Source organism: Parasphingorhabdus flavimaris (assembly GCF_013371215.1).
GTDB classification, from domain to species: Bacteria; Pseudomonadota; Alphaproteobacteria; order Sphingomonadales; family Sphingomonadaceae; genus Parasphingorhabdus; species Parasphingorhabdus flavimaris.
In genome coordinates, this window is record NZ_JABWMH010000001.1 from 773,954 (window position 1) to 796,555 (window position 22,602).

Below are 22,602 nucleotides of genomic sequence, written 5' to 3' on the forward strand. Positions count from 1 at the left end.
CATGACAGACAAAAAGCCCCCGCAAACCCCCGAATCTCCCGAAAATAAGGAGGTCGAATCTTCCCAACTTGATGCCCATGGCCATGACCCCAGGGCCTATGACTGGGTTCCGGTCCTGCGCAAGCGTCGCAAGGATGGCTGGACCCCTGAGCGACAGCGAGCCTTTGTCGGGGCGCTGGCCGATAGCGGTGTGGTTGCCACGGCGGCACGAAGCGTCGGAATGTCTGATACCGCGGCTTACAAGCTGCGTCGCTCGCCCGGGGCGGAGGGATTTGCCGCGGCCTGGGACGCAGCGCTGGCAGCGGCTTCGAGACGGCTCGTCGACATCGCCTTCGACCGGGCGATCAACGGGGTGGATGACGTGGTGCTAGACAGGGACGGCCATCACATATTCACCAAGCGCAAATATAACGACCGGCTGTTGATGTTTCTGATTCGCGCCCATGCTCCCGAACGCTATGGACATGCAAGTCAGGATGGCCGCGCAGCCGGGCAGGGAACAGTTTCCGCGACACCACCGGTCGCGGAGGCAATCAGGTTGCTGGGGCCCGAACCACCAATAGAGCCAGAGAAGCTGATGTCCCCGCAGGAACTGGATGATGCGCTGGAAATCGCCGATGTCATGGACGGGAAATTGCCGCACTGGCAGCGACAGGACCGGATTGGCGAAGGCGACGAGGCGGAAATTCCGCCAAATCTGACAAGTCTTCCCGCAAACGAGCTGCAAATATCTGAAGAAAAAGGAAAAGATGATGAGGTTAAGTGATCGGGCTTTGTCTGCAAAAACCGTCCTTGGCCCAAACTTTGACAAACTTTGGGCGTGAGACGAGGCCCATTCACCGTCGATCCTGAGCCTGTCTTTTCGCTAGACAGTCTCAGCACCAGCGGTGAATGCCGGGTTTGATCAACTCAATGCCGGGACGATCCAGACTATCGACAAAGTCACGATCGCCAGCAACAGAGATACGGCCAGAACTATTCTTACATTGTGGGATTTACGCGGTTTGTTGCTCGCTTCGCGCTCGGTTACTTCAATCTTGTCGCCATGCTTTTCCATGATGTGCTCCTTCACTTTTCGCAAAATAGCAGATCGGAGGATAACATACATACCCGATTTTGGTCAGGTTTACGGCTGATTTGGTCTGAACGGCCAGTTGATGACGCCTCCGGCAATCAGCGCCCACCAGATAAATACTGGCTGAAACGCGAGGCGCGGGGCGTGATAGAACCAGCTCGCCGTCGCCTCTCCGATCGCGAGATTGTTGACCGCATGGTTGATGTTTGCCGGATAGACGCACAACGCATAGAGGGCGAGCCCGATGCCGGCTGCATGACGCATGCGCGGTATCACGCGGGGCGGGACGAGCAACCCGATCGCGCCCGCGATTTCTGCTATCCCGGTCCACAGAATTACCTGTTCAGGATAAGGTACCCAATCCGGGGTTATTTGAAGAAATCCGCCCGGGGAGCGGATATGCGCGATTCCCGCAAGCAGATAAATGAGCGCCAGCAAAATACGGAAAAAGCGTTTCGTCCGTCCATCCCTTCCATCGATTTGCTCCATCACCGACGGCCCATGCGAGCGACCACGGTGACAAAGAAAGCCGTGGACCAGCCCAGTAGAATAAAACCGTTGAGGCCTTCTATGGCCGCAATCATCTGCCATTTGGCGTCGAGGCCTTCGCTATTATAGCCGGTGGTGGAATAGGTGATGGTCGAAAAATAGATGGCCTGTTCGAAGGTCGGAATGGCATCCACAATCCGGTAGACGACCGCATATGCCCAGATTTCGATGCCGTGGAGTGTGAAAAGGCCGAACACCAGCGCGAGGGTTACCATGATCCCGTGCGGCGACATCGGGTGAATATGTTCGGCGGCCTCTTCGCGCGCCTCTATCCGGAGAAATCGGCCGAGCCCGAAGATGCCGACGCCGTGGATAAGCACGGTCAACAAGACCATGAAACCGCCCACTGCCAGTTCAGCGAACATCTGGTTCTAGCTTCCCCAGGGAGCAGGTGGTGCGGGAACCGAGGAAGACAGATCGAACTCGACGCGGAAATGACGCCCGCCCGAGGTTTCCGGACGGCGCAGTTCGTAAGCGAACTTGGCATCCGACTGTCCCGGCGGGCTGATTTCGACCGCCCAGACATTGGTCACCGACTGATCGAGCCCGTTTGCCTTGAACGAGGCTATCGATTCGGCGTCTACCGGGAATTCCTGCCGGCCCGCTGTTCCTTCTCCAACGGTGTCGCCGCCATAGTTGGTGACATCGTCGAGACTGCCGTCTTCATGCCGGTGGCGGTGCTTCAGGCGCAGTCCCTCGTCGCTGCGGGTGATGAACCAGGTGCGCGACCGGTCCCACGAGTCCGGCCCTTCGGCGATATGGAAAGGAATCTGGATCTCGTTCAAATCGCAGGCCGCAGCGTGCATGATCATCGGCTTGCCCGCCATGTCAGCGTCGGCTTCCTGATCGGACACCAATATTCCGGCATAGGCTTTCCCGCAGAGCAGACTCATTCGTTCGAAAAACAGGTCCTGCGGCGATGGTTCTGGCGGCCCGTCCGGCGATGAATCGCAGGATGCGAGAGGGGTACAGAGAAGAATAGCTGCCGAGCAGGCCAGAATTGATTTGTTCATAAAGGCTATTGCTACACAGTTTCTGTGGTACTTGAAACCGTCGAAATACATCTGATTGCTTATTAGGGAATAGGGTGCTATACGAGCGATAGCTAATAAATCGCGTTACGACGAAATCATGGTTTCGCTACCCCTAAGGTTGCATACTCTTTTTCCCATTTCTCGAAGTTGGCCAATCCCGTCCGGTTTTGCATTTCGCATGATCGGGCATAATTAAGTTATGAATAGGAATAAGACTATGCCTACAGGCACCGTAAAATTTTTCAACACCGACAAGGGCTATGGTTTCATCGCTCCTGAAGACGGTGGCGATGACAGCTTCGTGCACATCACAGCAGTTCAGGCTGCCGGAATGCAGACGCTCGAAAAAGAACAGCGTCTCACATATGATGTTGAAACCGGAAATAACGGCAAGAAAGCCGCTGTAAACTTGCAGCAGGCTTAAGCCTAATACCGATTACGGGAAAGGGCGGGAGTGCACGGCATTCCCGCCCTTTTTTTGTCTTCAGCAGATCGCCGCTCTAGCCCCAGTCGAACGAAAGACTGCCGCGATTATATAATTCGGCGATCAGCGCCACGACCTCATCCGATCGTCGCCATTCGGGGTCTATGACAAACGCGTCCTGCGCGCAGACCATTTCGGCCAACTCGGCAGTTTTGCCGGCGCAAGGAAAGCATTCGCCATCCACGAATAGCATCAGCTTGCCCTGTTCTTCCCGAACGAAGGAAAACCGGCTCGCAGGATTGCGGATCAGCGGATGATCAGCGGTCAGCAATTCGCGCAGATGATCTGCCTCGATCGGTTCCTCGGGACGCCAGTCCGTTTCGGGATAACGCGGCGTGCTGCTATATTCTCCGAACCATTTTGCAAATTCCTTGCGATCAGTCAGTTTCTCGGTGATCATTGCGTGAAGCCGATCGATCGCATTCGCCGGTATCTCGCCGGGATTAGCCTGCGTCACCAAGTCCGGGTCGCAATAGCGATCGTCATCGGTCATTTGCGGCAGCAGATCGTCGCACCAGCTGCCGATCAGCTCCTTGCGTGACGGAGACCGAAAGCCGATGCTGTAGGTCATGCAATCGGGACCGACTGCGACGCCATTATGGGCGACGCCCGGCGGAATATAGAGCATGTCTCCGGGGTTCAGTATCCATTCGTCCAGCGCTTCAAACTCTGCAAGCAGCAGCAGGTCTTCATGCGAACGGAGCGGCGTCTGGTCGTTGCACATGCCCCCGATCTGCCAACGACGCTGGCCGAGGCCCTGAACCAGAAACACGTCATAATGATCAAAATGCGGCCCGACACCACCGCCATCGCTGGCATAGCTGACCATCACATCATCGATCCGCCAATTGGGGATGAAGCGAAACGGCTCGATCAGCGCGGCGACGTCCGCAACATGCTGGTCGACCGCCTGAACCAGCAGGGTCCACGGGCATTTGTCCAATTCGCCAAAGCGGGTCTCTGGCAGCGGGCCGTGTTCGGCGTTCCAGTCATCGCTCGACTGGGTGATCAGGCGTGACTCGACATGGTCCTCGCAGGCAAGGCCGGCAAGCTCGTCGGGTGAAAGCGGGTTGCGCCATGACTGCCATGGGTTTCTGATCAGCAGCGGCCGTTTCTGCCAATAGTCACGCAGGAAAGCCGCGGCATCGAAATTAGTAAATTGCATCATCATGCGCTACACAATTTCGCGCCGAACCGGTAACCCTATTGTTCAAGGCAATTGCTCCGCGACTTCCGAAAGAGCGATCAAAACCGTTGTTGCGTTGCTGAATTCTCCGACCGCTGCCAAAGGGGATGAATGTCAAAACTGATCCTGTTCAACAAACCATTCGGCGTATTGCCGCAATTCACCGATCGCGGGAGCGAAACCAAACGCGCGACTTTGTCCGACTATATCGATTTGCCCGGCGTCTATCCGGCCGGCAGGCTGGACCGCGACAGCGAGGGACTGATGATGCTGACCGGCGACGGTAAATTGCAGGCGCGGATCTCGGACCCCAAATATAAGATGCCCAAGACCTATCTTGTGCAGGTGGAGGGCGAGGTCAGCGATGAAAGTCTCGCCATGCTGCAGCGAGGCGTAGAATTGAAGGATGGTTTGACCAGACCTGCTGAAGTCGAGCGTCTCGAAGAACCCGATCTCTGGCCGCGCGATCCGCCGATCCGGGTGCGCAAAAGCATACCGGATTGCTGGCTCAAACTGACGATAAGCGAGGGACGCAACCGGCAGGTCCGCCGGATGACCGCGGCAGTCGGCCATCCCACCTTACGACTCGTGCGCTGGAGCGTGGGTGAATGGTCGCTGGACGGATTGCAGCCCGGAGAATGGCGGCACGCGGAATAATCCGTTGGCGGCCGCGGCGACATTCGATAGACTGATTTTTATCGGAAGAGGGGCAAGGCGATGAAAAAGACGATCCGCATCATTCTCGGGTTCCTGGTCCTGCTCGGCCTCGCATTTCTGCTAGTCCGGACGCCAGACACCGATCGCGCCGAGATGGTCGCCAAATATGGCAACGAGGCATCGCGTTTCGTCGATGACGGCCAAGGCGGCCAAATCCATTACCGCGAGGAGGGCAATAAGGACGGACCGGCAATTCTCCTGATTCACGGATCGAACAGCTTGCTCCAGACTTGGGAGCCGCTGGTCGCCTTGCTCGGCGACAAATATCGACTGGTTTCGCTCGATCTTTATGGCCATGGGCTGACCGGGCCGAGTCCGACCGACAACTATAGCGCCGACGCCAATATTGCCGCGGCGATCCTGGTTCTGGATACGGTCGGCATCGACGAAGCCTATTGGGTCGGCAACAGCATGGGCGGCTGGCTGACCTGGCGCGCCGGACTTTCGGTGCCGGAGCGCACCGCAGGTCTGGTTCTGATCGACGCTTCGGGCGCACAAGTGGAACAGAAAGGCGAGCTTTATCTGGGTGCTAGACTGGCGCGGTCATCGATTGGAAAAATGCTGCTTCCCGAAATCACGCCGCGCTTTCTGGTCAAATCATCGCTGGAAGAAAATTTCGCACAGCCCGAGCGGCTGACCGAAGCCCAGGTTGACCGCTATTGGGAATTGCTGCGCTTCCCCGGGAACCGCCATGCGTCTGTGGCGCGAGGCAACACGCCGCGCGAACCGGAGAAATGGGAGCAAGTCAAAAATCTGACAATGCCCGTGCTTCTGCTTTGGGGAGAGCAGGACAAAGTCATTCCCGTGTCCCACGGTCGTGCCTTCGAGGCCGCGATTCCGGGCAGCAAGCTGATCACCTACTCCGATGCCGGTCATCTTCCGATGGAGGAAACGCCGGAGCAGGTTGCTCGCGATATTGATAGATGGATCGAGGGGCTAGTGCCAGATTCCATCACGCCGGTCGAGGAGTGATGACGGTTTTGCGCTATTTGTCCCAATAGACATTCATGGGCAGGCTGGCGACCGGCAGGCTCCAGTCGATCGGTGCCATCCCGTTCTGCTCAAGAAAAGCATTGGTCTTGCTGAAATGCCTGCATCCGAAGAATCCATGACGCGCAGACAGCGGCGAGGGATGGGGGGCTTGCAGCACCAGATGCCGGCCACCTTGTTCGACGCTCTTTACGAAGGCTGCCTTTTTTTGTGCGTAGCTTCCCCATAACAGAAACACGACCGGCTCTGGCTTTGCAGCAACCAGACGCACGATCGCATCGGTAAACTGTTCCCAGCCTTTGCCACGATGGGAAGCGGCACGGCCCATCTCCACGGTCAGCACGCTGTTGAGCAGCAACACCCCTTGTTCGGCCCAATGTTCAAGAAACCCGTGAGCGGGGCGGGGCATCCCGAGATCGCGTTCCAGCTCCTTGTAGATATTAACCAGCGACGGCGGTGGCCGGACGCCCGGTTGTACGCTGAAGCACAGACCATGAGCCTGATCCGGACCGTGATAGGGGTCCTGCCCCAAAATGACGACACGAACCTGGTCGAGCGGTGTGAGGTTGAGCGCACGATAATATTGATGGCTTTCGGGAAATATCGATTTTCCCATGGCTTTCTCGCGCGTCAGAAACTCTTGCAGATTCGCCATATAATCGCTGGAAAGCTGGTCAGCGAGCGGTTCTTGCCAGTTATGATCTAGTTTTGCGCGGTCATCCATGAACGCTGCTGATAGCAAGGCGAAATTGATAGGCAAGGGAGGATTAACCCTCCTTGCCAGTTCCGCCCCAGAAGATTACCATCCCGCTCAAGCGCCATCAGAAAGCGCATTCGCAAAAGGAAATGCATCTTCACATGACCGACCACAATATTCCCGTTATCTCCGCCACCGGCCTGTTCACGCCGGAAGACAGTATCAGCAATGAAGAACTGGTTGCCAGTTTCAATGCCTATGTTGACCTCGCCAATCGCGAAAATGCCGAGGCGATTGCTGCCGGTGAAGCTGAAGAACTGCCGCATAGTTCGGTGGAGTTTATCGAGAAGGCATCGGGCATCAAATCGCGCTTTGTGCTCTCGAAGGAGCCTATCCTCGATCCTCAGGTCATGTGCCCGCGCCTGCCGGAACGCCCGAACGAGGAAATCTCGATACTTGCCGAAATTGGCGTGAAAGCGGCGCTACAGGCGCTGGAGCGGGCAGGGCGCAAGCCGGAAGATGTCGACGCCGTACTCTGTGCGTGCTCGAACCTGCAGCGCGCTTATCCCGCGATTGCGGTCGAGATTCAGGCGGCTTTGGGAATAGAGGACGGCTTTGGTTTCGATATGAATGTCGCCTGTTCCTCCGCAACATTCGGCATCCAGACCGCCGCCGACTATATCCGCTCGGGCAGCGCCAGATCGGTGCTGGTGATCAACCCGGAAATCTGTTCCGGCCATCTCAACTGGCGCGACCGCGACAGCCATTTCATCTTTGGCGATGTCGCCACAGCGATCCTTGTTGAATCCAGGGATATTGCGCCGGCGCAACATTGGGAAATCGTCGGAACGAAGCTCAAGACTCAATTTTCCAATAATATCCGCAACAATTTCGGTTTCCTCAATCGCACCAGTCCGGAAAGCCGGGACGACAAGGACAAATTGTTCGTTCAGGAGGGCCGAAAGGTGTTCAAGGAAGTCGTGCCGATGGTCGCGAACATGATCAACCAGCAGTCCGAGCGGCTGGGTATCGAACCTTCCGCGCTACGCCGTCTCTGGTTGCATCAGGCAAATGCCGGAATGAACCGCCTGATCGCCCAGCGCGTGCTCGGACACGAAGCCAGCGAGGATGAAAGCCCTACCGTTCTGGACACCTATGCGAACACATCATCCGCGGGCTCGATCATTGCCTTTCACAAGCATAGCAGCGATCTCGCCGACGGTGATTTGGGACTGATTTGCTCGTTCGGCGCGGGCTATTCGGCAGGCACGGTTTTTGTGCGCAAGGTTGCGTGATCCAGGGGAATTGAAATGACGATGACAGGCCAATGCCTCTGCGGCGCGATCAGCTATAAAATAGAAGGCGAATTGCAGATGTGCGGGGTCTGTCATTGCAAAAACTGCCAGCGCCAGGCCGGTAGTGCCTATTCGGTTCTTTTCGGTGTGGCCGACGACGATATTGAACTCAGCGGTGACCTCGCCTCCTATGAAGATCACGGCGATAGCGGCAATATTGTCTATCGCCATTTCTGCGGAACATGCGGGTCACCGGTAAAGACTTCGCTCCCGAGCCAGCCGGGCATGACCTATATCAAGGCCGGCACGCTGGATGATAGCAGCGTGGTTGATCCGCAAATTCACTTCTGGACCAGAAGCAAGCAGGCCTGGGTGGAAATTGATCCCGATGTTCTTCAGATGTCAGGGATGCCAGGGTGATCACCGAGCGAGTTCCAGTTGCCTCGCATTTTGCAATAGGCTGGAATACCCGCTTAGGGGCATGATATGATCAGTCTGAGAGCACGATTCCTGTTTTTTCTGGTCCGTATTTCCGGATTGAAAGATCGTCTTCTCAAACCGGGACGGGACGAAAAATTCATCGCTCGAGACCATGCGCGCGGTCCTGCCACTCCAGGGCGTTGGTTGCGCAAACATTGCGATATCGAGCAAGTCGAGGTCAACGGTCAGCCGCTATTCCGGCTCAACCCTCGCGCAAAAGGTAGCTCGCTGCATATTTTCTACCTGCATGGGGGCGGCTATGCGTTCAATATTGTTTCACTGCACTGGCATTTCATCAGGAAATTGATCCGGCGAACCGGAGCAAGCGTTACCGTTCCCATCTATCCGCTGTCGCCGGAGAACAAATGGGACGTCAGCTATGCGATGGTGATGGAGGCCTTTGAACAGGCTGTGTCGCTTCATGGTGCGGAAAATATTGTCGTGATGGGGGACAGTGCGGGTGGTGGCTTTTCGCTCGGCCTGACCCAGATGTTGCGGAATCAGCGCAAGACTTTACCCGATAAGCTGGTGCTGCTCAGCCCCTATCTCGACCAGACCGCTGCGGATTCAACGCAAGTGGAGCTGGAAAAGACCGATATATTGATCTCGATCGAGGGTATCCGCCGCCTCGGGTCATGGTGGATGCGCGATGGCGAGGACCCGGCAATGTTCCCGGCCAGTCCTCTGTTCGAAACGGTTGACGGATTGCCGCCGATGCTGGTCTTTGCGGGATCGGACGAAGTGCTGCTTGCTGACGCCTTGCGGCTGAAGCAAAAGGGTGATCAAGAGGGGGCTGAGATCGAGCTGAAGGTTTATGACCGGATGCAGCATGTCTGGATGCTGTTGCCTATTCCGGAGGCGAAAAGGGCACTGAACGAAATCGTGGATTTTCTGCTCACCGCGAAAGCCTAGCTGCAGCGACCGGTAACCTGTTTCACTGCAATCAGGAGCGCTGAGCCTGGCTTTATCCCTTCAGCTTGCGACCGCGCTCGATGATAGCGAGCCGCCGCTTCTCGACCTCGTCCATCGATACCTTGGCGTTATATGGCACCGATATCTCGTTCTCGTAAGCCATGCCCTCCGCAAGATTGCGGTCAAAGCCGGTCATGATCAAATTTTTGTAGACCTTCAGGAAGTCGCGGTCGATCGTCGTCATGTCGCGCGCCAACGCCAATGCAGCCGGCATCAGCTCATCAGGCTGATAGACGTGATTGACAAGGCCCCAGTCCCGAGCGGTTTGCGCATCCAGAAATTGCCCGGTGAAACTCAGTTCGCAGGCGCGAGACAGGCCGATGAAGCGCGGCAATTTCTGAGAAAGGCCCCAACCTGGCGTAATCCCGACGCGCGCGTGGGTGTCGGCAAAACGAGCATTGGTAGACGCGATCCGGATATCGCATGCCAGCGCGAGTTCGAAACCGCCGGTGATAGCAACTCCGTTGATCGCCCCAATCACGGGTATCGGCATTTCGGTCAGCGCAAAGACCGGATTGGTGCTGGCGTCGCGATCATTGGCCGGGCCAAGGCCGGATTCACCGAGTTCCTTGAGATCGAGACCGGCGGTAAACGCGCGTTCTCCTGCACCGGTGACAATCAGGGCGTGGATATCATTATCGCTGCTAACATCCTGACAGGCGGCAGAGAGTTCTGCGCGCAATGCCCTGGACAGCGCATTCATCGCTTCGGGCCGATTGAGGGTGATGGTGGCAACACCGTCTGTTTTGTCCAATAATACCAGAGCCATCAGTCATCGTCTCCCGCTTCGTATTTTTCGGCGATCTGCGCCCCCAGCGCAGCGGTCGTTGCGAAACATTGGTCGGGATCGCTCTGGCGCAAATTGGCGATCATCAGTTCCATTCCTTCGGCGATGATCAGCTCGGGTACATTGCTCGAAATCGCCTCCAGAATCTGCCGGGCGCATTCGGCGGGCTCCATCCCATTGTCGATAACAGCGTCCGACTTGCCCCGGCTCTCGCCTTTCCTGTTCAGCGCATTGCGTGATACATTGGTGCGGATCGATCCGGGCAAAATATTGGTGACATGGACATTATGCAGTTTCTCGGTCTCTGCGCGCAGGGCATCCATATAGCCGATCAGTCCGTGTTTCGCAGCGCAATAAGCGGTGCGAAGCGGGACGCCGACCCGGCCAGCGACCGAGCTGATCCCCACGATATGGCCGCCGCCAGCGTCGATCATATGCGGCAATAGCAATTGCGTCAGCCAGATCGGAGCGAGCAGATCGACATCGATGATCTTGCGATGCACATCGGGATGAGTGTCGAGCGCCAGACTGCGCTGGCTGATACCGGCATTGTTGACCAGAATGTCGACCTTGCCTTTCCAGCCATGCGCCTCTTCTACTTTCGCGGGCAGGGCGCCATAGTCAGTTGTTTCAAACGGCAGAACAAGCGTGTCGGTCGCGATATCAGCCGCTACTTGCTGCAGCGCATCCGTCCGGCGACCGGACAGGATGATATGCGCCCCCGCCTCGGCAAAGGCCTTTGCCAGTGCCTCGCCAATTCCAGACGATGCGCCGGTTATCCAGACGGTTTTATCGACAAATGTCATGAGAAGGCTCCCTGTTCTATCGCTTTGCATTTCTTCCAGCCGACATAACAAAGTGCGAGCATGATGATATTGCCGACAGCGTCGAGCAACCCGATGCTGGTGAACACCGGATCGTGGAAGGTGAAATAATAGTTGAATGCGAAAAAGGGCAGCAGCGCGATTCCGTAGACAAGAAATGTCAGCGAAGAGAATCGCGAGAAAGCCGCGAACAGTCCTGACAACAAAGCCTGCGCGCCGAAACACGCGATTGTGAACGGCAACAGGCGTCCGTGATCGCGATATTCCGGAAGGAATACCGTATCAATCACATGTTGGGGAAAGAAGGCGGCCCAGCCGCCAAGCACGAAGAACACCAGCGCAATGAAAAATTGAATGCGCTTTGGTGTCATCGGCTATTCCTGCTGTCTAAGCGCTTTTGCTCAACTTCGGCGCATCATCACCGAGGTCTTCGAACCAGGCTTCAACCTCGCCGTTGAGCTTGATCAGAAGGGGATTGCCCTTGCGATCCATGGTCTTGCCGGCCTGGACCTTAACCCAGCCCTCGGAAACGCTATATTCCTCGATATTATGCTTGCGATCTCCGCGGAAATTGATGCCGATACCGCGCGAGAGCAACTCGCCGCCATAATGCGGGCTGCGCGGGTTGATGGCGAGACGGTCGGGCGGAACATCCCCGCCGGATGCTGCGCTGTTGGCCTGCTCGGGTTGTTGGTCTTCGGTCATGATCGATACTCGTTTTCTGATGTTGCGAGCGCTTTGCCATAATCATCGCAAAAATCAAACAGATGTTATCTCGAGAATGAGGGTAAGAGACCGGCTAGCGAAAGACGTCGCCGATATTGTCCGCCATTTTGGGATCTTTGCCATATTGATTGTCACCCTTTTGGCCATCGATACACATGAAGATCAAAATCACGATGCCGGGCAGGGTGAGGATCAGAGTTCCTACATATAGCAATATTCCCACGATGCCCGAAATATTCTGGTCGTGAAAGCGCCTGACTATGACGGCCGCATTGGGGATCAGCACGCCGAGCCAGAACAAGCCCCATAATCCCATTATGACAAGAAGCGGAATCAGGTGGTCTGTTCCATCTATCTTCGGAATTGTGTCACTGGCGGAAACAATTTCGTCAGGCCCGTTCATCGCAACCACGATCATCAGACCGAAAAAAGCGATGTTCACGAGCAATTGGAACAGAAAGAACATCCAATATTCTTTTCGCCGTGATCGTCCGGAAAAATCCGCATAGCGTTTCAGCGGCAAAAGCATCCATTCCATATATTCTCACTCCAAAGCCGAAACAGATCCGAGCGTAGGACAATAATCCATATAATCAAGTCGCGTCCGTCGAGAGAGAAATCTCATGCTGTCGCCTCGCCGAGGCTGATACCGTTTGGAAATTCGGCATCAGAGCGTCGCAAACCCGATTGCCGTGTCTTGAATGTCACACCGCCGCATATTCCTCTTCGCGATGGAACCATAACAGCAGCCGTGCGCTTGATGGGTCTCTTAATTGTTAGAGTAAAAGAGGAGTTTAATATGTCCCCCACAAAACGCGCGCTAAGCGCAATGACAATGCTGACAGCGATCGTTGCTGTTCCGGCGCAGGCACAGGAAATTGAAAACAAGGAATTCGACGGCTTCTACGTTGGCGGATCATTCGGATTGGGTGCTCAATCCAATGACAGGAACGAAAGCGTCATATTTGACACCGATCGTGACGGCGCTTTCAACAATAGCGTTCGGACAGTGTCGGGCGCAGATGCTTTCTCGCCCGGTTTCTGTAACGGTGCCGCCAATGGCAACGCGCCAAACGCCGGATGCGCCAACGACAAAGATGATATTGATTATTACATCCGTGCTGGTGCAGACAAGCAATATGGCAACTTCGTTGTCGGCTTTCTTGTTGATGCCGGTCGCAGCGAATCTACAGATAGCGTGACCGCATTCAGCACGACGCCGGCGTCTTATACGCTCACCCGTCAACTGGACTATTCGATCGGCGCGCGTGGCCGGGTTGGCTATACTCCGGGCGGCGTGTTGTTTTATGCAACCGGCGGTGTCTCTTATGCCAAGATCGACAATAGCTTTACCACAACCAATGGCGCCAACAGTTTTACCGACAATGGCAAGACCGACAGCTTTGGCTGGAGCGCAGGCGGTGGCGCAGAAGCCAAGGTGACGAACAACATCACCATGGGTCTGGAATATCTGTACACCCGCTATACCGACGATGATTATGTCGTGAATGTAGGGCCGGGAACCGCGGGCGCGACAAACCCGTTTCTACTGGTATCCGGTGGAACCGACATGAAGCGCAGCGATCCGAATTTCGATCAGCACAGTGTAAGGCTGACAGCGGCACTCCGCTTCTAATCGCTACGGCAAATTGACAAGAAAAAGGCGGCCTTGATGGCCGCCTTTTTTGTAATGGTTGTTGCTTTACGCAGCCGCTGCCTGACGGGACGCTTTCTTGCGATCGTTCGGATCGAGATAGCGTTTACGCAGGCGGATGTTTTTCGGCGTGACCTCGACCAGTTCGTCATTGTCAATATAGGCAATCGCCTGCTCAAGCGTCATGACCTTTGGCGTCGTGAGGCGGATAGCGTCTTCCTTGCCCGAAACGCGGAAGTTGGTCAGCGCCTTTGATTTCATCGGATTGACATCCAGATCGCCTGGCTTGGCATTCTCGCCAATGATCATGCCTTCGTAAACCGGGGTTTGTGCGCCGACAAAAAGTACGCCGCGTTCTTCGAGCATATTCAGAGCATAGGCAGCCGTACTGCCGGTACCATTGGATACCAGAACGCCAACCGGGCGGCCTTCGATAACGCCCTTATAGTCGCCATATTTTTCGAACAGACGGTTCATCAGGCCGGTACCGCGCGTGTCGGACAGAAACTCGCCGTGATAGCCGATCAGCCCGCGAGAAGGTGCGGAGAAGGTGAGGCGGGTCTTGCCGGCGCCGGAGGGGCGCTGTTCGGTCAGTTCCGCTTTGCGGCGCTGCATCTTGGAAACGACCGTGCTGGAATATTCCTCGTCAACGTCGATAACCACGGTTTCATAGGGTTCCTCGCGTTTGCCGCCTTCTTCGCGATAGAGAACGCGGGGGCGGGAAATGCCAAGTTCAAAGCCTTCGCGGCGCATCGTCTCGATGAGAACGCCCAATTGCAATTCGCCGCGGCCCGCAACGTCAAAGCTGTCCTTGTCGTCGCTCTCGGTCACTTTGATCGCGACATTGGATTCGGCTTCGCGGAAAAGGCGCTCGCGGATCACACGACTGGTGACCTTGTCGCCTTCACGACCGGCAACCGGGCTGTCGTTGACGGCAAAACGCATCGATAGCGTTGGTGGATCAATCGGCTGGGCGGCAATAGGCTCGGTAACAGAAATATCGCATATCGTATTGGAAACGGTCGCTTTTGTAAGGCCCGCAAGCGAAATGATGTCACCTGCCTTGGCGCTTTCAACGGGAACGCGTTCCAGGCCATTAAACGCCATGATCTTCGTGGCGCGGCCAGCTTCGACAACCTTGCCGTCCATATCGATGGCGTGGATCGGCATGTTGATGTCGATCTTTCCGCTTTCGACCTTGCCCGTCAAAATGCGGCCAACAAAATTGTCGCGGTCGAGCAAGGTTACCAGGAACTTGAATTCGGCATCCGGGTCCACATCGGGTTCCGGTACGTGCTCGATAATTTTGTCGAACAAGGGAGAAAGGTCGCCTTCGCGAACGTCCGGTGTCTCGCCTGCATAGCCGTTGCGACCGCTGGCGAAGAGCGACGGGAAATCGAGCTGTTCGTCATTGGCGTCGAGATTGACGAAAAGGTCGAAGACTTCGTCGAGTACTTCTTCCGCACGGCCATCGGGACGGTCAATCTTGTTGACGACGACAATTGGCTTCAGGCCAAGCGCCAAGGCCTTGCCGGTTACGAATTTGGTCTGCGGCATAGCACCTTCGGCGCTGTCGACGAGCAGAATAACACCGTCGACCATCGAAAGAATGCGTTCCACTTCGCCACCAAAGTCGGCATGGCCCGGGGTATCGACAATATTGATCCGCGTGCCCTTCCACTCGACGCTGGTGCACTTGGCGAGAATCGTAATGCCGCGTTCTTTTTCCAGATCGTTCGAATCCATCGCCCGTTCCTCGACACGTTCATTGTCGCGGAAAGTACCGGATTGGCGGAAAAGCTGGTCAACCAGGGTGGTTTTGCCGTGATCAACGTGCGCAATGATTGCGATATTGCGAAGGGACATACTAGAATCTACCGTTAGAAGAGGAAGGGGCGGCCATAAGCACAGCCCCGATATTGCCGCGCCCTTAGCCTGTTTGGTGCTGCACCGCAACATCAGAAAGCTTGCCAAATCAACTTGGGCCATCCATTCGGCCCTGACACCATGCAAACCCTTCGTCTCATCCTCACCGACAAATTCATCTGGCTGCTCAGCGGAGCGGTGCTGCTGGCGACCTTGCTACCCGTACAGGGCCTGGCGAAAGATGTAGCTGGTGTCTTGTTCAATGCCGGGATCTTTGCGGTATTTCTTCTGCATGGCATCCGACTCGAACGCCACGAGGTGCGGGCAGGGCTTGGCAATATCAGACTGCAAGGAACGATATTCATCTGGGTCTTCGGGGTTATGCTGGCCATCGGGCTGCTTCTGTCGAAGGCGGTTGACCAGCTTCTTCCCGCCGATGTCGTCCTGGGCTTTTTGTTCCTCGGCGTATTGCCCTCCACTGTGCAGTCGGCAACCAGCTATTGCGCCATTGCCAGAGGCAATGTGGCAGCATCGGTGGTTGCCAGCGCCTTCATCAATCTGGTTGGAGTATTCCTGTCGCCGATCCTGTTCGCTTTGCTGGCCAGCGCAGCCGGAGTGGAGATAACATCGGAAACAATCATCAAGCTTGCCGCGATATTGCTTTTGCCATTCGTTCTGGGCCAGATTTTCCAGAAATGGCTGCGGCCCTGGGTGATGGCGCATAAGGATGTGACGGGCTGGATCGACAGGGGGGCGATTGCGCTGGCGGTCTACGTTTCTTTTTCCGCCGCGATTATCGCGGGGATGTGGAGCCGGGTCAGCGTCACGGAATTCATCTGGCTGGCAGCCGCATTGCTGCTTTGGCTGGGGATGGCTTTTGGCGGTACATGGCTGCTTGGCGGTATGATGGGCTTCGCGCGCGGAGATCGCAAAACATTGCTATTTTCGGGAGCGCAGAAAAGCATTGCGATCGGCGCCCCGCTGGCCGCTATCCTCTTTACCCCAGAGCGCGCGGGTCTGGTGATATTGCCGCTTATTTTCTACCATCTAGCGCAATTGTTTCTGTCCGCCCCGCTCGCTCTTAGGTTGGCCGAAGATGATAAACTAGAGCTCTCTTAGCGCTCTTGCTGGTTTGGCAGACAATACAGGGATAGAACCCAGCAAACCGATACCCAATGTCACGACCGCGCCAATAGCGAGGGTCAGCATTACAATCCCCCAGTCCGGCTGCCAGGTGAATTCAAAGACCTGGGTGATCACGAACCATCCGGCAAACAGGCCCAGGACAAGCGCCACAGCAGACAGCAGAAGCGCCAGAAGCGCATATTCAATAGCTTGAACGGTCAATATCTGTGCCCGGGTTGCACCAAGCAGCTTCAGGATCACGCTATCATAGACTCGGGTCTGGCGCGAAGCGGCGATAGCGCCAATCAGCACGGCGATGCCGGAGAAAATCGCGATCGAGGCCGCTGCAGCGATGGCGGTGGCCATCTGGTCCAATATGTCACCGATCTGGGAGGCGATCTCCTTGACCTTGACCATCGAAATCGACGGGAATTCCTGCGGCAATATTCCGAGCAGCTTGTCTTCCTTGGCGGTTTCCAGCTGGATCGTCGCAGCGACATTATGTGGCACATTGGCGAGCACGCTGGGCGGAAAGACCAGGACATAGTTGAAGCCGAAATTGCGCCAGTTGACCTTGCGGAAAGAGGCTACCTTGGCCGGAATTTCAACACCCAGCAGGCTGACGGTCAGACTGTCACCGATCTTGAGGCCCAACGCTGCGCCCTGTTCTTCGTCGACCGAAACCAACGGCGGTCCGTCATAATCGGCGGGCCACCATTCACCTGCCGCGATCTCGCTGCCTTCGGGAATGGCGGCGCTATAGGTAAGGCCGCGATCGCCGCGCAGCACCCATGCACCCTCTGGGAGCGTCTCGAGTTCGGAGACCCGCTGGCCGGCAAATTCGGTGATCGTCCCGCGCAGCGTCGGTACGATATTCACCTCTGCCGCGCTGGAGGTTTCTGCTACCCTAGAGCGGAACTCGTCCGCCCGTTCGACCGGAATGTCGAGGACGAAGAAGCTCGGAGCGTCACGCGGAACGGTGGAGCGTATCTCATTGGTCAGGCTGGTCTGGATGGCGGCCAGAGTGGCGAACAGGGTCAGGCCAAGGCCGAGCGCCACGACCAGCTGTCCGGTCTGGGCGCCGGGGCGATGGAGGCTGGTCAGCGCCAGTCGCAATAGTGGTTGTTTCGGGCGTGGTGCCTTGCTTGCGAGCCAGCGGATCAGCGCGCCCAAACCTGTCAGCAGCAGCAATATTGCCGTCGCAGCACCAATGAAAGAGGCAGAAAACAGCGGTTCATTGGCCGTGCCAAGGGCAAGAACCAATATCGCCACAATCGCCAAGCCGACACCGATCCAGCTTTGGCGATCAATCTGTCGCCATGACCGGCCTTCGCCGCGGATGATACCCGCAGCCGGGATTGTTTTTGCCCGTGACAACGGCGGCAGGGCGAAGATGACAGCGATCAGCAGCCCGTATAGGGCACTGACCACAAGCGGCAGCGGATAGATGGCGAATTCCGGCTTGATCGGCAGGACATCGCCCGCAATCTGGATTATTGCCAGCGGAGCCAAGGCACCGATCACGAGACCCAGCGCAATTGCGCCGATGGCTACCGCCATGATCTGGAACAGATAGATGCGGAAAATCATGGCGCTGTCCGCGCCCAGTATCTTGAGCGTCGCAATCGCGCCCTGTTTGCCGCGCAAGTAGGAGGCGACCCCATTGCCGACACCAATTCCGGCTATCACCAGAGACGCTAGACCGACCAGGGTCAGAAACTGCCCCATTCGCTCGATGAAACGTCTTGTGCTGGGTGCGCCGTCGTCGCGTGTCTTGATCTCCCATGCGGCGTTGGGGAACCGTTCTGCCAGTCCGTCACCGACCTCGCGAGGAATTGCTGTAACGGGCAGCTTGAGGCGATATTTGCTCTCGAACAGGCTGCCGGGCTGGATCAAATTTGTCGCGCGCAGGCCTTCGAGCGAGGTGATCGCCACTGGACCGAGCGACAAGCCTTCGCTGAGCCGGTCGGGTTCTTCGGCGATGATACCGGAGATGGTGAAGCTGGTCTCGCCAAAGGAAATCGTGCCACCGGTTTGCAGCGACAGGCGCTGCATCAGGGCGGGAGTGACGTAAATTTCCCGAGGTCCGGGAACAGGTGCGGTTTGGCCATTCTCAAGCGTGAATTCCCCATAGAGGGGATAGGCGCTATCGACGCCTTTTAGTTCGACCAGCTGGGTGTCGCTGCCGTCGGGCAGCCGCGCCATCGCCTGCATCCGGATGGTTTCGGACAATGTGCCTGCCTGACCAAGAGCGGCAAGTTCCGCGGTCGTTGCTTCGCGTTGGGCAACCGCGATTTCAAGGTCTCCGCCCAGAATGGCCTGGCCGCGATTGGCCAGCTCTTCGGTTATCGCGTTGGTCAGGCTGCCGATGGCGGCGAGGGTTGCGACGCCGAGAAACAGGCAGACGATCAGCAGCCGCAGTCCGACAAACCGGCCGCGCAGGTCGCGGCGGGCAATCGTCCATGCTTTGCCCAGTTCCGCGCTCACGCGGCGCTGTCCCGTTCGATCAGTCCGTCGCGCAACTCGATGATCCGGTCGCAGCGTTTTGCCAGTTCAGGGTCATGGGTAATGATCAGCAAGGTCGCAGCGGTGGCCTTCTGGCGATCGAACAAGAGGGCGATTACTTTCTCGCCGGTGGTGCCGTCGAGGTTGCCGGTCGGCTCGTCGGCGAAAATGATGGTAGGTCGGGAGGCCATCGCGCGGGCAATCGCCACCCGTTGCTGCTCGCCACCGGATAGCTGGGTCGGGTAATGACCGAGACGGTCGCCGAGGCCTACCGCCGTCAGCTCTTTCGCGGCAATCTCGAAAGGATCGGGCTGGCCATCCAGTTCCAGCGGCACGGCGACATTTTCGAGGGCCGTCATCGTCGGGAGCAGGTGAAAGGCTTGCAGAACGATGCCGACCCGGCCCCGCCGCGCGACCGCCAGTTGATCCTCGTTCATTGCGCCGAAGTCGGCTCCGGCAATATCCACTTCACCGCCGGTGGCTCGTTCGAGACCGGAAAGAATCGCCATAAGCGATGATTTGCCCGAACCCGATGGTCCAAGCAGCGCAACGGTCTTTCCCTCCTCGATAGAGAGATCGATGCCCCGCAGAATATCGACCCGCGCATCGCCTTCCCCCAAAGACAGGGTGACATTCCGGGCTGCAATGGCAATATGGGGTTCAACCGTGGCGGCGTCGCTCGATGCGGCGTTTTTCTGGATCATGGGGGTAAGGATATCCGATGTTGAAGAATTTATTCGTATATGGGTTCACGCTGGCGTTTCTGCAACTTTTGATCGCTTGTGGCCCCGCGCCGGACGAGCCGCAAGCTGTTCCCAAGGACGTAGAGACGGCTTCCACCGCTACAGAAAGCGATCAAACGGCCAGTACAAGAGAAGCGGAAATCCTGATTGTCGCTTTCGGTGACAGCCTTTATGCCGGCTATGGTCTGGACCAGAAACAAGGCTTTGCACCCGAACTGCAGGCAGCTCTCATCGCTGCCGGCAAGGATGTCCGGGTTCATAATGCCGGCGTGTCGGGCGATACGACCGCTGCGGGATTGCGGCGGATGGATTTTGTTCTCGATAGCCTGTCGCGCAAGCCGGATCTTGTGATATTGGGGCTCGGCGGCAATGATCTGCTGCGCGGTCTGAAGCCAGCGGATTCCCGCGCCAATCTGGATGCGATGGTTCGGAAACTGCAGGACCGCGATATTCCGGTCATGCTGACCGGCATGCTGGCGCCGCCCAATCTGGGCGCGGCATTCAGCAAGGAATTCAATGTCATTTATCCTGCACTGGCGAAAAAATATGATGTCGCGCTTTATCCGTTCTTCATGGACGGGGTAGTGGGGCGCCCGGATTTGTTCCTGCCCGACGGGCTGCACCCGACCGCGGAAGGCATTGATGTCATCGTCGGCAAAATCGCACCTCAGGTCGCGGAACTGCTTGAAAGCTGAGAGCCGGGCCCGCTGGAAGAATTGGAAGCATGTTGCACAGTTCCGGAAAAACTGTATTATTTTACTAATACAGCAGTTGAAACGCTTGAAAAGCGGGGCATTTGCATCCATTTATAGAGAAAGCCCCGCACTGGTGCCGGGGCAGGGAGGCTGAAGAACATGGCGACCGAAACAATCACCGCGACCGAAGACCTGAAACTCACTCCGCCCGATCCGGTGGCTGCCGTCGCGCCGGAAAAGGCCGCTGGCCTCGTGCCGGTCGGTGACGATATCCGGTCGAAACTGGAAGAAAAAGTCGACACTTTTATCGATGATTTGATCGCTCAGGACCAAAACAGCCCCGAATTTGGCAAAAAAGTGGACCAGATTACCAATATGGGCCGCAAGGAAATTGCCGAAGCGGCGGGCCAGTCCAACCGCTTTCTCGACCGGCCGATCCGGTCGATGGACGAGGAAAGCGGCATCGGAGCCGATCTCGCGGAACTGCGTCGCACGGTCGAGGACCTCGATCCGGGCAAGCGCGGCAATCTGACCGCCAAGAAGAAACTGTTCGGCATCATCCCGTTCGGCAACAAGCTGCGCAACTATTTTGACGGCTATAAAAGCGCTCAGGGCCATATCGGCTCGATCCTCGACCGGCTTCGTTCCGGCAAGGACGAATTGCTGATGGACAATGCGGCGATCGACGTCGAGCGCAAGAATCTCTGGGCGGCGATGGGCCGGCTCGAGCAGATGATCCATGTCTCCAAGGTCATGGATCAGCGGCTGGAAGACAAGGCCGCCGAGCTCGACGCCACCGACCCCGGCAAGGCCAAGGCGATCCGCGAAAGCGCGCTTTTCTATGTTCGTCAGCGGACCCAGGATCTGCTGACCCAGATGGCGGTGACAGTGCAGGGCTATCTCGCGCTCGATCTGGTCAAACGCAACAATGTGGAACTGGTCAAGGGTGTCGACCGGGCCAGCACGACGACGGTAGGCGCGTTGCGCACCGGCGTTACCGTCGCCCAGGCGCTGACCAACCAGAAGCTGGTTCTCGACCAGATTACCGCGCTCAACACCACCACCGCCGGCGTGATCGACAGCACCAGCGAGATGCTGAAAAACCAGACAGCGCAGATTCACGAGCAGGCCGCGTCGGCAACGATCCCGCTCGAGACGCTGCAGCGGGCCTTCCAGAATGTCTATGACACGATGGACAATATCGACACGTTCAAGCTCAAGGCGCTGGAGAATATGAAGGCGACGGTCAACAGCCTGTCCGGCGAAATCGAAAAGTCGAAAGGCTATATCGCCCGTTCGGAAGGGCAGGCCAAGGCGCAACTGGAAGCGCCGTCCGAAAATCCTCTTTCGGCGCTGGAGGGCTAGAAGCTGGTGTCGGAATCCAATCAGCAAATCCTGGACAGCGCGTCGCGGGCGCTGCGCGACTCCCAATTCCGTCGCTCGATCGGCAATCGCTCGCACAGGCTGAAGCAAGGTCATTTTTTCAAGAAGCTTGGTCGTGCGGCGATGTGGACCGCCGCCGTGCTGGTTGGTGCCAGCGTCATCGGCGGGATATTGAGCGGCATCGGTTTCTGGGGCGTGATGATCTCCGCCGGCTTGATCGCCGGCGGTATCTGGGCCTCGATGAAATTTCCAAAAATGAAAGTTCCGACACCCGAGACTATCATGAAGTCCGATCTGAAATCGCTGGCCGGCAAGACCGAAATCTGGCTGGAAAACCAGCGACCGGCTCTGCCAGCCCCGGCGGTGCAGATCGTCAACGGCATCGGAGTGCAGCTGGACATGCTGTCGCCGCAACTGAACAAGCTCAACGAAGGCGATGCGGCTGCCTATGAAGTGCGCAAGCTGGTCGGTGAGCATCTGCCCGAACTGATCAACGGCTATCGGGCGATCCCGGCATCGATGCGCGGCAAGGCGACGGATAGCGGCAAATCACCGGATGAGCAGCTGATCGGCGGCCTGTCGCTGATCGAGAAAGAAATTTCCGGCGTGACCCAGCAGATCGCCAAGGGTGATATCGACAATCTCTCGATCCGTGGCCGCTATCTCGAGCTCAAATATGACCAGAGTGCCGAAGCGGAATAACGGGTTCGAAAATATATCGGCCAATAGTCCCGCTTGCCTGCCGTCGTTCATGCCCTTGACCTATCCGGTTTTTGCGTTGCGGGCCGTTTCCTGCACGCCAGCAGCGCCGGAAC

At 57.0% G+C, this 22,602-nt stretch carries 26 protein-coding genes; 12 read left to right on the forward strand and 14 right to left on the reverse strand.

Annotated elements, in window-relative coordinates; genetic code table 11:
- Nucleotide 1: 1 nt before the first annotated feature.
- Nucleotides 2-766: a hypothetical protein gene (locus tag HUO14_RS03790; protein ID WP_176278523.1), complete on the forward strand. Its 765-nt coding sequence runs from the start codon at nt 2-4 to the stop codon at nt 764-766.
- 138 nt (nt 767-904) lie between these two features.
- On the opposite strand, the gene HUO14_RS03795 is transcribed toward HUO14_RS03790, so the two are convergent.
- The 4 genes from HUO14_RS03795 to HUO14_RS03810 all read right to left on the reverse strand — a co-directional run bounded on the left by HUO14_RS03795 (nt 905) and on the right by HUO14_RS03810 (nt 2,637).
- On the reverse strand, nt 905-1,057 hold the full coding sequence (locus HUO14_RS03795; protein WP_176278524.1) for a hypothetical protein: 153 nt from the start codon (nt 1,055-1,057) through the stop codon (nt 905-907).
- Nucleotides 1,058-1,126: 69 nt separating this feature from the next.
- Complete coding sequence (locus HUO14_RS03800) at nt 1,127-1,564, reverse strand: DoxX family protein (protein ID WP_176278525.1); 438 nt, start codon at nt 1,562-1,564, stop codon at nt 1,127-1,129.
- The gene (locus HUO14_RS03805; protein WP_176278526.1) at nt 1,564-1,989 is read right to left on the reverse strand and encodes an ion channel; all 426 of its coding nucleotides are present in this window, start codon (nt 1,987-1,989) and stop codon (nt 1,564-1,566) included. Before HUO14_RS03805 ends, HUO14_RS03800 begins: the two co-directional genes overlap by 1 nt.
- Before the next feature lie 6 nt (nt 1,990-1,995).
- On the reverse strand, nt 1,996-2,637 hold the full coding sequence (locus HUO14_RS03810) for a hypothetical protein (RefSeq protein ID WP_176278527.1): 642 nt from the start codon (nt 2,635-2,637) through the stop codon (nt 1,996-1,998).
- A gap of 238 nt (nt 2,638-2,875) precedes the next feature.
- On the opposite strand from HUO14_RS03810, the gene HUO14_RS03815 reads away from it, so the two are divergent.
- A complete protein-coding gene (locus HUO14_RS03815; protein WP_089132154.1) occupies nt 2,876-3,082 on the forward strand; it encodes a cold-shock protein in 207 nt (68 codons plus the stop codon).
- Nucleotides 3,083-3,158: 76 nt separating this feature from the next.
- Here HUO14_RS03815 and HUO14_RS03820 read toward each other — a convergent pair whose 3' ends face one another.
- Nucleotides 3,159-4,307: a cupin domain-containing protein gene (locus HUO14_RS03820; protein ID WP_176278768.1), complete on the reverse strand. Its 1,149-nt coding sequence runs from the start codon at nt 4,305-4,307 to the stop codon at nt 3,159-3,161.
- A gap of 132 nt (nt 4,308-4,439) precedes the next feature.
- Here HUO14_RS03820 and HUO14_RS03825 point away from each other — a divergent pair, with 132 nt between their 5' ends.
- Together HUO14_RS03825 and HUO14_RS03830 are read left to right on the forward strand one after the other, a co-directional pair.
- A complete protein-coding gene (locus tag HUO14_RS03825; protein WP_176278528.1) occupies nt 4,440-4,985 on the forward strand; it encodes a pseudouridine synthase in 546 nt (181 codons plus the stop codon).
- A 60-nt stretch (nt 4,986-5,045) separates the two neighbouring features.
- On the forward strand, nt 5,046-6,017 hold the full coding sequence (locus HUO14_RS03830; protein WP_176278529.1) for an alpha/beta fold hydrolase: 972 nt from the start codon (nt 5,046-5,048) through the stop codon (nt 6,015-6,017).
- 13 nt (nt 6,018-6,030) lie between these two features.
- Here HUO14_RS03830 and ung read toward each other — a convergent pair whose 3' ends face one another.
- Nucleotides 6,031-6,759: a uracil-DNA glycosylase gene (gene ung, locus HUO14_RS03835; RefSeq protein ID WP_176278530.1), complete on the reverse strand. Its 729-nt coding sequence runs from the start codon at nt 6,757-6,759 to the stop codon at nt 6,031-6,033.
- Between the two features lie 134 nt (nt 6,760-6,893).
- Between ung and HUO14_RS03840 the strand changes: the two genes are divergently transcribed.
- The 3 genes from HUO14_RS03840 to HUO14_RS03850 all read left to right on the forward strand — a co-directional run bounded on the left by HUO14_RS03840 (nt 6,894) and on the right by HUO14_RS03850 (nt 9,419).
- A complete protein-coding gene (locus HUO14_RS03840) occupies nt 6,894-8,027 on the forward strand; it encodes a beta-ketoacyl-ACP synthase III (protein ID WP_176278531.1) in 1,134 nt (377 codons plus the stop codon).
- 15 nt (nt 8,028-8,042) lie between these two features.
- Complete coding sequence (locus HUO14_RS03845) at nt 8,043-8,447, forward strand: GFA family protein (protein WP_176278532.1); 405 nt, start codon at nt 8,043-8,045, stop codon at nt 8,445-8,447.
- A 66-nt stretch (nt 8,448-8,513) separates the two neighbouring features.
- Entirely contained in the window at nt 8,514-9,419 is a 906-nt protein-coding gene (locus HUO14_RS03850; RefSeq protein WP_176278533.1) for an alpha/beta hydrolase, read from the forward strand.
- A 52-nt stretch (nt 9,420-9,471) separates the two neighbouring features.
- On the opposite strand, the gene HUO14_RS03855 is transcribed toward HUO14_RS03850, so the two are convergent.
- From HUO14_RS03855 to HUO14_RS03875, 5 genes are all read right to left on the reverse strand, one after another.
- On the reverse strand, nt 9,472-10,248 hold the full coding sequence (locus tag HUO14_RS03855) for an enoyl-CoA hydratase (RefSeq protein ID WP_176278534.1): 777 nt from the start codon (nt 10,246-10,248) through the stop codon (nt 9,472-9,474).
- Nucleotides 10,248-11,072, reverse strand: a complete 825-nt coding sequence (locus HUO14_RS03860) for an SDR family NAD(P)-dependent oxidoreductase (protein WP_176278535.1) — start codon at nt 11,070-11,072, stop codon at nt 10,248-10,250. The genes HUO14_RS03855 and HUO14_RS03860 overlap by 1 nt, the downstream gene beginning before the upstream one ends.
- Entirely contained in the window at nt 11,069-11,461 is a 393-nt protein-coding gene (locus tag HUO14_RS03865) for a hypothetical protein (RefSeq protein WP_176278536.1), read from the reverse strand. Before HUO14_RS03865 ends, HUO14_RS03860 begins: the two co-directional genes overlap by 4 nt.
- Before the next feature lie 16 nt (nt 11,462-11,477).
- Nucleotides 11,478-11,795, reverse strand: a complete 318-nt coding sequence (locus HUO14_RS03870; protein WP_176278537.1) for a DUF3297 family protein — start codon at nt 11,793-11,795, stop codon at nt 11,478-11,480.
- 94 nt (nt 11,796-11,889) lie between these two features.
- Nucleotides 11,890-12,354 (reverse strand): DUF805 domain-containing protein, encoded by a 465-nt coding sequence (locus HUO14_RS03875; RefSeq protein WP_176278538.1) that lies wholly within the window; start codon nt 12,352-12,354, stop codon nt 11,890-11,892.
- A 261-nt stretch (nt 12,355-12,615) separates the two neighbouring features.
- On the opposite strand from HUO14_RS03875, the gene HUO14_RS03880 reads away from it, so the two are divergent.
- A complete protein-coding gene (locus HUO14_RS03880; RefSeq protein WP_176278539.1) occupies nt 12,616-13,452 on the forward strand; it encodes an outer membrane protein in 837 nt (278 codons plus the stop codon).
- A 66-nt stretch (nt 13,453-13,518) separates the two neighbouring features.
- On the opposite strand, the gene typA is transcribed toward HUO14_RS03880, so the two are convergent.
- Entirely contained in the window at nt 13,519-15,336 is a 1,818-nt protein-coding gene (typA, locus tag HUO14_RS03885) for a translational GTPase TypA (RefSeq protein WP_176278540.1), read from the reverse strand.
- 141 nt (nt 15,337-15,477) lie between these two features.
- Here typA and HUO14_RS03890 point away from each other — a divergent pair, with 141 nt between their 5' ends.
- Nucleotides 15,478-16,455 carry a bile acid:sodium symporter family protein gene (locus tag HUO14_RS03890; protein ID WP_176278541.1) on the forward strand — a complete coding sequence of 326 codons (978 nt, stop codon included), beginning with the start codon at nt 15,478-15,480 and terminating at the stop codon, nt 16,453-16,455.
- Here the strand turns inward: HUO14_RS03890 and HUO14_RS03895 are convergent.
- Both HUO14_RS03895 and HUO14_RS03900 read right to left on the reverse strand, forming a co-directional pair.
- Nucleotides 16,441-18,948 carry an ABC transporter permease gene (locus HUO14_RS03895; RefSeq protein ID WP_343046045.1) on the reverse strand — a complete coding sequence of 836 codons (2,508 nt, stop codon included), beginning with the start codon at nt 18,946-18,948 and terminating at the stop codon, nt 16,441-16,443. The genes HUO14_RS03890 and HUO14_RS03895 overlap by 15 nt on opposite strands.
- The gene (locus tag HUO14_RS03900; protein ID WP_176278542.1) at nt 18,945-19,670 is read right to left on the reverse strand and encodes an ABC transporter ATP-binding protein; all 726 of its coding nucleotides are present in this window, start codon (nt 19,668-19,670) and stop codon (nt 18,945-18,947) included. The genes HUO14_RS03895 and HUO14_RS03900 overlap by 4 nt, the downstream gene beginning before the upstream one ends.
- A 17-nt stretch (nt 19,671-19,687) precedes the next feature.
- Between HUO14_RS03900 and HUO14_RS03905 the strand changes: the two genes are divergently transcribed.
- The 3 genes from HUO14_RS03905 to HUO14_RS03915 all read left to right on the forward strand — a co-directional run bounded on the left by HUO14_RS03905 (nt 19,688) and on the right by HUO14_RS03915 (nt 22,489).
- Complete coding sequence (locus tag HUO14_RS03905) at nt 19,688-20,404, forward strand: arylesterase (protein ID WP_176278543.1); 717 nt, start codon at nt 19,688-19,690, stop codon at nt 20,402-20,404.
- 159 nt (nt 20,405-20,563) lie between these two features.
- Entirely contained in the window at nt 20,564-21,769 is a 1,206-nt protein-coding gene (locus tag HUO14_RS03910; protein ID WP_176278544.1) for a toxic anion resistance protein, read from the forward strand.
- 6 nt (nt 21,770-21,775) lie between these two features.
- Entirely contained in the window at nt 21,776-22,489 is a 714-nt protein-coding gene (locus HUO14_RS03915) for a hypothetical protein (RefSeq protein WP_176278545.1), read from the forward strand.
- Nucleotides 22,490-22,602 lie beyond the last annotated feature (113 nt).

Bases quoted from the DNA above. Each gene is read 5' to 3' on its own strand.
- HUO14_RS03800 (WP_176278525.1), bottom strand. From the start codon at position 1,564: ATGGAGCAAATCGATGGAAGGGATGGACGGACGAAACGCTTTTTCCGT.
- HUO14_RS03825 (WP_176278528.1), top strand. From the start codon at position 4,440: ATGTCAAAACTGATCCTGTTCAACAAACCATTCGGCGTATTGCCGCAA.
- HUO14_RS03910 (WP_176278544.1), top strand. From the start codon at position 20,564: ATGGCGACCGAAACAATCACCGCGACCGAAGACCTGAAACTCACTCCG.
- HUO14_RS03850 (WP_176278533.1), top strand. From the start codon at position 8,514: ATGATCAGTCTGAGAGCACGATTCCTGTTTTTTCTGGTCCGTATTTCC.
- HUO14_RS03845 (WP_176278532.1), top strand. From the start codon at position 8,043: ATGACGATGACAGGCCAATGCCTCTGCGGCGCGATCAGCTATAAAATA.
- HUO14_RS03810 (WP_176278527.1), bottom strand. From the start codon at position 2,637: ATGAACAAATCAATTCTGGCCTGCTCGGCAGCTATTCTTCTCTGTACC.
- HUO14_RS03860 (WP_176278535.1), bottom strand. From the start codon at position 11,072: ATGACATTTGTCGATAAAACCGTCTGGATAACCGGCGCATCGTCTGGA.
- HUO14_RS03855 (WP_176278534.1), bottom strand. From the start codon at position 10,248: ATGGCTCTGGTATTATTGGACAAAACAGACGGTGTTGCCACCATCACC.
- HUO14_RS03865 (WP_176278536.1), bottom strand. From the start codon at position 11,461: ATGACACCAAAGCGCATTCAATTTTTCATTGCGCTGGTGTTCTTCGTG.
- HUO14_RS03880 (WP_176278539.1), top strand. From the start codon at position 12,616: ATGTCCCCCACAAAACGCGCGCTAAGCGCAATGACAATGCTGACAGCG.
- HUO14_RS03830 (WP_176278529.1), top strand. From the start codon at position 5,046: ATGAAAAAGACGATCCGCATCATTCTCGGGTTCCTGGTCCTGCTCGGC.
- HUO14_RS03820 (WP_176278768.1), bottom strand. From the start codon at position 4,307: ATGCAATTTACTAATTTCGATGCCGCGGCTTTCCTGCGTGACTATTGG.
- HUO14_RS03890 (WP_176278541.1), top strand. From the start codon at position 15,478: ATGCAAACCCTTCGTCTCATCCTCACCGACAAATTCATCTGGCTGCTC.
- HUO14_RS03870 (WP_176278537.1), bottom strand. From the start codon at position 11,795: ATGACCGAAGACCAACAACCCGAGCAGGCCAACAGCGCAGCATCCGGC.
- HUO14_RS03790 (WP_176278523.1), top strand. From the start codon at position 2: ATGACAGACAAAAAGCCCCCGCAAACCCCCGAATCTCCCGAAAATAAG.
- HUO14_RS03905 (WP_176278543.1), top strand. From the start codon at position 19,688: ATGTTGAAGAATTTATTCGTATATGGGTTCACGCTGGCGTTTCTGCAA.
- HUO14_RS03900 (WP_176278542.1), bottom strand. From the start codon at position 19,670: ATGATCCAGAAAAACGCCGCATCGAGCGACGCCGCCACGGTTGAACCC.
- HUO14_RS03795 (WP_176278524.1), bottom strand. From the start codon at position 1,057: ATGGAAAAGCATGGCGACAAGATTGAAGTAACCGAGCGCGAAGCGAGC.
- ung (WP_176278530.1), bottom strand. From the start codon at position 6,759: ATGGATGACCGCGCAAAACTAGATCATAACTGGCAAGAACCGCTCGCT.
- HUO14_RS03875 (WP_176278538.1), bottom strand. From the start codon at position 12,354: ATGGAATGGATGCTTTTGCCGCTGAAACGCTATGCGGATTTTTCCGGA.
- HUO14_RS03815 (WP_089132154.1), top strand. From the start codon at position 2,876: ATGCCTACAGGCACCGTAAAATTTTTCAACACCGACAAGGGCTATGGT.
- HUO14_RS03840 (WP_176278531.1), top strand. From the start codon at position 6,894: ATGACCGACCACAATATTCCCGTTATCTCCGCCACCGGCCTGTTCACG.
- typA (WP_176278540.1), bottom strand. From the start codon at position 15,336: ATGTCCCTTCGCAATATCGCAATCATTGCGCACGTTGATCACGGCAAA.
- HUO14_RS03805 (WP_176278526.1), bottom strand. From the start codon at position 1,989: ATGTTCGCTGAACTGGCAGTGGGCGGTTTCATGGTCTTGTTGACCGTG.